This window comes from uncultured Acetatifactor sp., assembly GCF_948601915.1.
Classification (GTDB): Bacteria; Bacillota; Clostridia; order Lachnospirales; family Lachnospiraceae; genus Acetatifactor.
In genome coordinates this window covers 1-6,628 of the sequence record NZ_CAPDXS010000211.1, presented here as the reverse complement: position 1 = coordinate 6,628, position 6,628 = coordinate 1, and the positions used below count along the sequence as shown (strand labels likewise).

Annotated in this window: 8 protein-coding genes; 2 read left to right on the top strand and 6 right to left on the bottom strand. The window is 52.8% G+C overall.

The window, feature by feature from the left end; translation table 11 throughout:
- Positions 1 to 224: 224 nt before the first annotated feature.
- The 6 genes from Q2B33_RS22680 to Q2B33_RS22655 form a co-directional block, all read right to left on the bottom strand.
- The gene (locus Q2B33_RS22680) at positions 225 to 1,106 is read right to left on the bottom strand and encodes an acyltransferase domain-containing protein (RefSeq protein ID WP_300564612.1); all 882 of its coding nucleotides are present in this window, start codon (positions 1,104 to 1,106) and stop codon (positions 225 to 227) included.
- Positions 1,107 to 1,323: 217 nt separating this feature from the next.
- Entirely contained in the window at positions 1,324 to 1,782 is a 459-nt protein-coding gene (locus Q2B33_RS22675) for a hypothetical protein (RefSeq protein WP_300914272.1), read from the bottom strand.
- Positions 1,783 to 1,924: 142 nt separating this feature from the next.
- The gene (locus Q2B33_RS22670; protein WP_300564647.1) at positions 1,925 to 2,296 is read right to left on the bottom strand and encodes a metal-dependent transcriptional regulator; all 372 of its coding nucleotides are present in this window, start codon (positions 2,294 to 2,296) and stop codon (positions 1,925 to 1,927) included.
- A 121-nt stretch (positions 2,297 to 2,417) separates the two neighbouring features.
- Positions 2,418 to 3,350, bottom strand: coding sequence for a hypothetical protein (locus Q2B33_RS22665; RefSeq protein WP_300564615.1), 933 nt, complete (start codon positions 3,348 to 3,350; stop codon positions 2,418 to 2,420).
- Positions 3,351 to 3,353: 3 nt separating this feature from the next.
- Positions 3,354 to 4,163, bottom strand: coding sequence for an ImmA/IrrE family metallo-endopeptidase (locus Q2B33_RS22660; protein WP_300564617.1), 810 nt, complete (start codon positions 4,161 to 4,163; stop codon positions 3,354 to 3,356).
- Complete coding sequence (locus Q2B33_RS22655) at positions 4,153 to 4,533, bottom strand: helix-turn-helix transcriptional regulator (RefSeq protein WP_300564619.1); 381 nt, start codon at positions 4,531 to 4,533, stop codon at positions 4,153 to 4,155. The genes Q2B33_RS22660 and Q2B33_RS22655 overlap by 11 nt, the downstream gene beginning before the upstream one ends.
- A 310-nt stretch (positions 4,534 to 4,843) precedes the next feature.
- Between Q2B33_RS22655 and Q2B33_RS22650 the strand changes: the two genes are divergently transcribed.
- Both Q2B33_RS22650 and Q2B33_RS22645 read left to right on the top strand, forming a co-directional pair.
- Positions 4,844 to 5,401: an RNA polymerase sigma factor gene (locus Q2B33_RS22650; protein ID WP_300564621.1), complete on the top strand. Its 558-nt coding sequence runs from the start codon at positions 4,844 to 4,846 to the stop codon at positions 5,399 to 5,401.
- Positions 5,388 to 6,542: a hypothetical protein gene (locus tag Q2B33_RS22645; protein WP_300564623.1), complete on the top strand. Its 1,155-nt coding sequence runs from the start codon at positions 5,388 to 5,390 to the stop codon at positions 6,540 to 6,542. Before Q2B33_RS22650 ends, Q2B33_RS22645 begins: the two co-directional genes overlap by 14 nt.
- Positions 6,543 to 6,628: the final 86 nt, after the last annotated feature.

The window sequence follows — 6,628 nt, the reverse complement described above, 5'->3', positions numbered from 1 at the left end:
ATATGCAGTTGTTAATTGGGCATGGTCAAGTACCCACCATCATGCCAGAAGCCTCTCAAATTTTTCCCGAAAATCGAAAACAAAAAAATCCCGCCTCCATCCGCCGTAAATCCGGCAGACAGAGGCGGGAGCCATATCCGTCCTGTCAAAAATATCGCCGTATATGGCCGCCCGGGCCAGAATCCGGAATATCCAAAATCCGGAATATGTACCCAAAAATCCGCCTACAGCATATGCACGCCGTATGCGCAGCCTGTCTTTTCCCCTTTCCGGATCCAGTCCGCATAGGCCCGGCGGAAGGAGGTGTCCTGGGGCAGCTTCTCCACGTCACCCTCGTAGTTTACGTCGAACAGCCTCCAGACCTCCGAATAATCGTCAGCCTCCTCCACCTCCAGGATGTCGAAGCCGGAGATGAAGGAATACAGGTTGGAATCCGGCGAGAGCACCTCCCTGTTGCGGGGGAACAGCAGCCAGGAGTGGCATACGAAGACCACGGGGTCTATCTGGAATCTCTCTTTGAAGAACGCAGCTCCCAGCTCATAGGATCTGCGCACGCTCTCCGGGTCAAGCCGTTCTCCCGTCCGGGGGATGTGGGTGTTCAGGACAGGGCTCTCCGGGTTCAGCACGATGCCGTCCTTCTCGTAATGGTAGCGGAAGGGTACGATTTCGAACTGCAGCTTCTGGAAGCCGAAGCGGGTCATGTTGAAGAATCCCCCGTACCATCCCGGCACAAAGGTGCCCCAGATGCCGTATACGCATCTGCACTCGTCCAGCTTCCATTTCAGGTCGCACATGGAGGTGCGCCAGATCTGCACGTCTATCCCCTCCTGCCTGTAATACTCCCGCAGGGTCTTCGAGAAACAGGCCAGCATCAGGAAATTCCCCGTGTATTCATGGATGCCTGCTCCGGCGGATATCTCCGCCATCTTTTTGAAGGCCTGGTCGTAGTCCATGTTTTTGTCGCTGGCGTAGGATTGCAGGAGCGCCTGGAATCCGCTCTCCAATGCGGCGTCTGCCGCAATTATGTCATAGGCCTGCTCTAAGGCGGCCCGTGCCTCCTCCGGATACGAGAATTCCTCGAAAAAATCTCTCAGATACGTTTTCATGATTGATCTCCCTCTCTTTCACCGTGGCCATTTCAGGCTCGTCCACGCCCGTCATGGGATTCGGCATCCTTTCGTCTATTATCTATACTGCTTAACGCTGAATGCTGCTTAAGTAATCATGCGATTGAACCGGTCAGCGTTATGCAGTCTGGTTTCACGGCAAGCGAAATCGTTAAGCAGTATAAAATGATACGGCAATGATTTTTCAGAAAACTCCTTATCTGATAACCAACTCCCAGTCCGTCCCGTCATCTATGCTGATGCTGCACACAGTCTCCGAGCCTTCCTCAAAATGAAATGTATACTCGAATTTGCCGTCCTCAAAGTCCAGATAAGTCTCGCTGTCCAAGGTCATCTCCGCGCCGTTCATGGCTTCCTTGATCTGGTCTCTGGTATATCCCTCATAATTCACGCCGTTTATCAGGATCTCCCCTGTGGCATAGTCCGGATCTTGATAATCAATCACGACACGGAATACCTTCCCATCTTCAAAAGCGACTTTTTGTGAGCCCTTATTGGCGGCATACATGGTTCCATAAGTGACGTCGCCCTTCATGGCATAGAAATTCTCCCATGAGCTGCCGTCAATCTGGGCTTTCCCATCATGAGAATATTTATCTGTGAATCCCGCTTCCACGACCTCTGCTATCTTGGTCTTCCCCAGTTCCAGTTCCAAAGATCCGTCATAAGTCAGTACGGCCTTCTTCCCGATTCCGATGGAACAGCTGGTCAAAAGAAGCATTCCTGTCAATCCGAGTCCTAAGCATGATTTTTTTCTAATGTGCAATGATCTGTCCTCCATTTTTCATCCTTTTTAGCTAAGAAACCGCATTCCCCACATGGGCCTTAATCGCCTGAAAGCTCTCCCAGCTGATGACATGCTCAATCCTGCATGCGTCCTCCACCGCCGTCTCCTCCGGCACGCCCAATTGCATCAACCAGGCCGAGAGCAACTGATGGCGCTCGTAGATTATCTCCGCTATCTCCCTGCCGGAAGACGTCAGCGTGATAAATCCGGACTTGTCCACGGTGATATGCCCCTTTTCCCGCAGGTTCTTCATGGCCACGCTGACGCTGGGCTTCTTGAAGTTCAGCTCCTCTGCGATATCCACGGAGCGGACTACAGGGCGCTTTTTGCTCAATATCAGGATGGTCTCCAGGTAGTTCTCTGCCGATTCGTTTACAGCCATTATCATTCCCTCTCTTTCCCGTAGGGCCTTTCCCTGCGTTTCAGTATAGCATGGAACGGGGATTTGCGCAATTGCTCTTCCGAAATCCGGGATGCCGTTTACGGGCAAGCCCTTCATTCCATCAGAATGTGATGTGAATCCCCCTCTCCACAATGAGTCCCGCAAGCTCCTGGCAGCCAAGGGATATCTCATTGCTCCTCAAATCATAGACCCGTGTCCCCAGAACCGATATATTCCCCACCGTCCCGGCCCTCAGCCAGGCCCGGATAGCGCATTCATCCCTGATAAATCCCTCTTCATACAGAATCTGCACCAGCTTAGGCGTGCTGAACAGGATGATCCTGCTCCCTCCAAAGCCCCGGTTCGTCCTCCGAAACAGCTCGTCTATCCTGCGGGCCGCGCCTTTGTCATCGGTGATGATGCTGAATTTCCCGTCCTCCTCCCCGGGAAGCTGGGACAGGATGTACAGACAGACGGCCAGCAGCTCCTCCCCCAGATTGTCCTGTGGCTCCTTATTCCCTCTTATCTTTGCGAAAAAATCCCTGTAGAGGCCTCCTCTGTCTGCATTTTTCCCGCCTATCACCTCATCCCGCAGGCTCCTGTCCTCCTCCAGCACTCTCGTGATGGTGCTGGCGGGGCTTTTCAGCATCCTCACCGCCCAGCTAAGCAGGCTGTTCATTCTGGCGTTCGTGCCATAGCAGATTTCCATCACGGAGAAGATATCTTCCTCATAAATCAGGCATACCGGTATCCCGAATGCCTCCATCCACCTGCAGTAATCCATGTATTCCTGGTTCAGGATACCCCTTTGGGATACCAGCTCCATCAGGACGCACCTGGTTATGACCACCATCGTCTCCTGCCTTTTCATATAGTTCAGCAAGCTTTTGACATATGTCTCCCCAATGCCCGCATGCCTCCTGAAAGAACAGGTGTCATAGAAAAAGCACTTTCGACCTGCCAGGACCTCCTTCGCGAACTCTCCCCTGTCTGTCCGTACATAGGGCTGGATTTCATTCCAGTTGTGCGGTTCTTCCGTATAGACTGTCCCCATCCGCTACGCCCCCTTTATCTCCCGGTAAAGGGTTTTCATATTCCGGAGCACTATGGACAATGTCCTTTCATTAATATAGGAACCCAGAATATATTCCCTGCCAAACTCCTCCACCATCCTCTCCAGACGCGGGAAATCGTCCCTGCAGTCAGCCTGCAGGATGGCCTCATCCAGCCACAGCTCCAGGAAGCGCCTCCTTACGGCCTCCCTGTCCACCTGCAGAAAGGCCTCCGGGACATAGTTGGATTCCGGCAGCCCCAGCTCATAGCAGCGTATCAGGACCGCCATGTAAGGCATCTGATAATAGTTCATCAACCGGAGGATGGTATCCCACTCATTCCCCTCCGACTCCTTCCTGAAGAAATCATACATGCCCCTGAAATTGGCCTCCGGCATGAGGAGCATCCCCGCAAAGAGATTTGCCGCGTATTCCTCCTCATGCTCATAAGAATAGCCGTCCACAAGCTCCGCCTTTGACCGGAAATCGCTCTCCTGCTCCTGGTAGAACACATGATAGATTTCATGGCATATAGCAAAATTCACGTTGGCCTTTGGCAGCGACGAGTTTATCATGATATAGCCCATCCCGCCCGCCTGATAGCACAGCGCTCCTATATCATCGTTGTCTATGGGAATCTCGAAGACCAGAAATCCCTTCTTTTTCAAAACCGGCCTTACAATCTGGAGCACATCCCGGACATCCTCATCGCTGTTCATGCCAGCGTAAGCGCAGAAATCCTTTACCCTGGCCAGGGCCTTATCCCTGTTCGCCTCGCTGTACGCCATTATCTTCCTCAGACGCTCAATGTTCATCCATTGCCCCTTTCGCGATATTCAGAAAACGAATCCTTGCGCTCATGACCTCGTCAATGTTCTCCAGCAGCTTGAGCATCTTTTCCGCAATCCGCTCCTGCTCCGGCGTAGGCTTCTGCGCATAGAAGAAGACTTTCTCCGGCTCCAGGTCCGGCATCGGCTCCATGCGAAAACTATCGCTCAGGAAGAATTCTGCTTTCTTTCCCAGCGCTCCCGCAATCTTTTCCATGTCCGTAGCGCCTATGTCCTGTGCCCCCGTCAGGATTCGGGACAGCTTCTTGGCATCGATTCCTGTCTTTAGACTGATGTAGGTCTGCTTTATCTTTCGATGGGACAGATAGGAATTGATATTTTCTACATATTTCGTCATGACATGCACCTCCCTTTCGGCTTGCCCTGTTACATCATAATTTGCTTGATTCCATCATATCTCATTATAAGAGATATTTCAATACAAAAATACATATTTTTTCTTTTTATATGAATCTTTTTATATAAAAATCTTATTATATGTCTGAATCACAATCAAAATGCTTCCCAGCCCATCGGAAAAACTGTCCATTTCCATACTCGCGAATCTGCGTTATGATAAAGAAAGGAGAAATCCAAAACTTTCTCCCGAAATTCCTGAGAGAATTCCCACGCACACCCGTCTAACAGACAGAAAGGGGGAGAAATCAATGGACAACGGTGCCAGTAGCTACCGCCGTTTCCTTGATGGTGATGATGAAGGTATCGTCGAGATTATCAGAGATTACAAGGACGGGCTGATTCTGTACCTGAACGGCTTCACGCGGAATATCTCCACGGCTGAGGAGCTGATGGAGGAGACCTTCGTGAAGCTGGCCACCAGGAAGCCGAGGTTCTGGGGGCGCAGCGCCTTCAGAACATGGCTCTACGCCATCGGCCGCAACGTGGCCATGGACTATCTGCGGCACAGCGCCAGGCTCTCTCCCATCCCTGCGGAGGAGCTGGAGCGGCTGACCGGGGAGGAGGAGAGCCTGGAGAAGCTGTACCTGCGCACAGAGCGCAGAATCCTCCTGTACCAGGCCCTGGACAGGCTTAAAATCGAATACCGGCAGGTCCTGTACCTGGTCTATCTGGAGGGCTTCGACAACGGGGAGGCCGCGGCAGTCATGCATAAGAGCAGACGGCAGATTGAGAATCTCGTCTATCGGGCGAAGCAGTCGCTGAAATCAGAGCTTGAAAAGGAGGGCTTTGTATATGAAGAATTATAGGGAAGTGGCGGACGCTGTGCTGGAGCGCAGGGACGCTTATCGGAAAGCGAAGGAACGCAGACGCAATATCGCCATGCGGGCGGCGGCAGGGGGAGGTGTTCTCTGCCTCATGGCTCTTTTGCTCACGATATATGGCAACGGCGGCATGCATCCGGACGGTGCCGGGGTGCCCTTGTCCGATTCCGATGTCTATTACTCCGTATCAGACAGCGGCACTTCTAATGCCCATGGTTCCGACGGTCTGGCAGGCTCGGGCAGCACGACGGACGGCGGAGGAAGCCCGGCAGCCCCCGGGGAACACGTGATTGACGGCAGCGATGCCCCGAATGCCTCCCTCCCGGCCTCAGGCCAGGAAACCGCATCCAAAGAGGACAGCGGAATGCTCCCCATCAGCTACAGCTCCCTTCCCCTTCCCCAGGGACAGGTCATGCCTGACATCCTGTTGGAATATGCCGCCTCCAGCCAGTCCACCGCGGATGTTCTGCCCTTCAGCGAAGAACTGCTGGCGGAGAGCAGCGCTATCCTGGAAGGGCGGATTACGGACATGTACCTCAAGCGCTACACCTACGACACATACAATGACAAATTCGGCCCCAGGGAGGTCTACCACAACCAATCCTCCTCTGTGGTATATGAGCTTACTGTGGACAAAGTATGGTATGGGGACGAATCGCTGACCGGCACTTCCGTGCTGATAGAGGACGACATCTATCTGATAGACTCCTACTTCTCCCTGAAGGTGGGCCGCAGCTATGTCATCCCCGTCTGCGATTTAGCCCCGGAGAAACAGATATGGGAAGAATACGCCGGAGGCGACCTGACAAGGGACGGCAGATACACCACGCTTTACCCCCATCATCCTCAGATCGAGGTCACCTCGGACCGGGATTATATCGTCACCACAGACTGGGAGACACTCTGCCCTGAGGGAGCCAGCCCCATCCGGCTGGACATCCCCGAGAACAGCTTCGTGGAATACCATCCCGAAAACAAAGCGGGCGAAGACGGCCTCATCACTACGGAATGGCGGACGCTCCTCATCTCCCCATACGACATGGTCTACTATTATGACAAATTGAAGCTGGTGGGAGCCGATGAATTCTTCATACAGCTCAACCGTCTGATAGACCAGCTGCCATGAATAGCATATATGAAAAATCTCGCAGTTCCTGCATCTTATACTGCTTAACGATTTCACTTGCCGTGAAACCAGACTGCATAACGCTG

What these genes read in the sequence shown, in the direction of transcription:
- Q2B33_RS22650 (WP_300564621.1), top strand. Translation starts at nt 4,844, where the DNA reads ATGGACAACGGTGCCAGTAGCTACCGCCGTTTCCTTGATGGTGATGAT.
- Q2B33_RS22660 (WP_300564617.1), bottom strand. Translation starts at nt 4,163, where the DNA reads ATGAACATTGAGCGTCTGAGGAAGATAATGGCGTACAGCGAGGCGAAC.
- Q2B33_RS22680 (WP_300564612.1), bottom strand. Translation starts at nt 1,106, where the DNA reads ATGAAAACGTATCTGAGAGATTTTTTCGAGGAATTCTCGTATCCGGAG.
- Q2B33_RS22655 (WP_300564619.1), bottom strand. Translation starts at nt 4,533, where the DNA reads ATGACGAAATATGTAGAAAATATCAATTCCTATCTGTCCCATCGAAAG.
- Q2B33_RS22670 (WP_300564647.1), bottom strand. Translation starts at nt 2,296, where the DNA reads ATGGCTGTAAACGAATCGGCAGAGAACTACCTGGAGACCATCCTGATA.
- Q2B33_RS22665 (WP_300564615.1), bottom strand. Translation starts at nt 3,350, where the DNA reads ATGGGGACAGTCTATACGGAAGAACCGCACAACTGGAATGAAATCCAG.
- Q2B33_RS22645 (WP_300564623.1), top strand. Translation starts at nt 5,388, where the DNA reads ATGAAGAATTATAGGGAAGTGGCGGACGCTGTGCTGGAGCGCAGGGAC.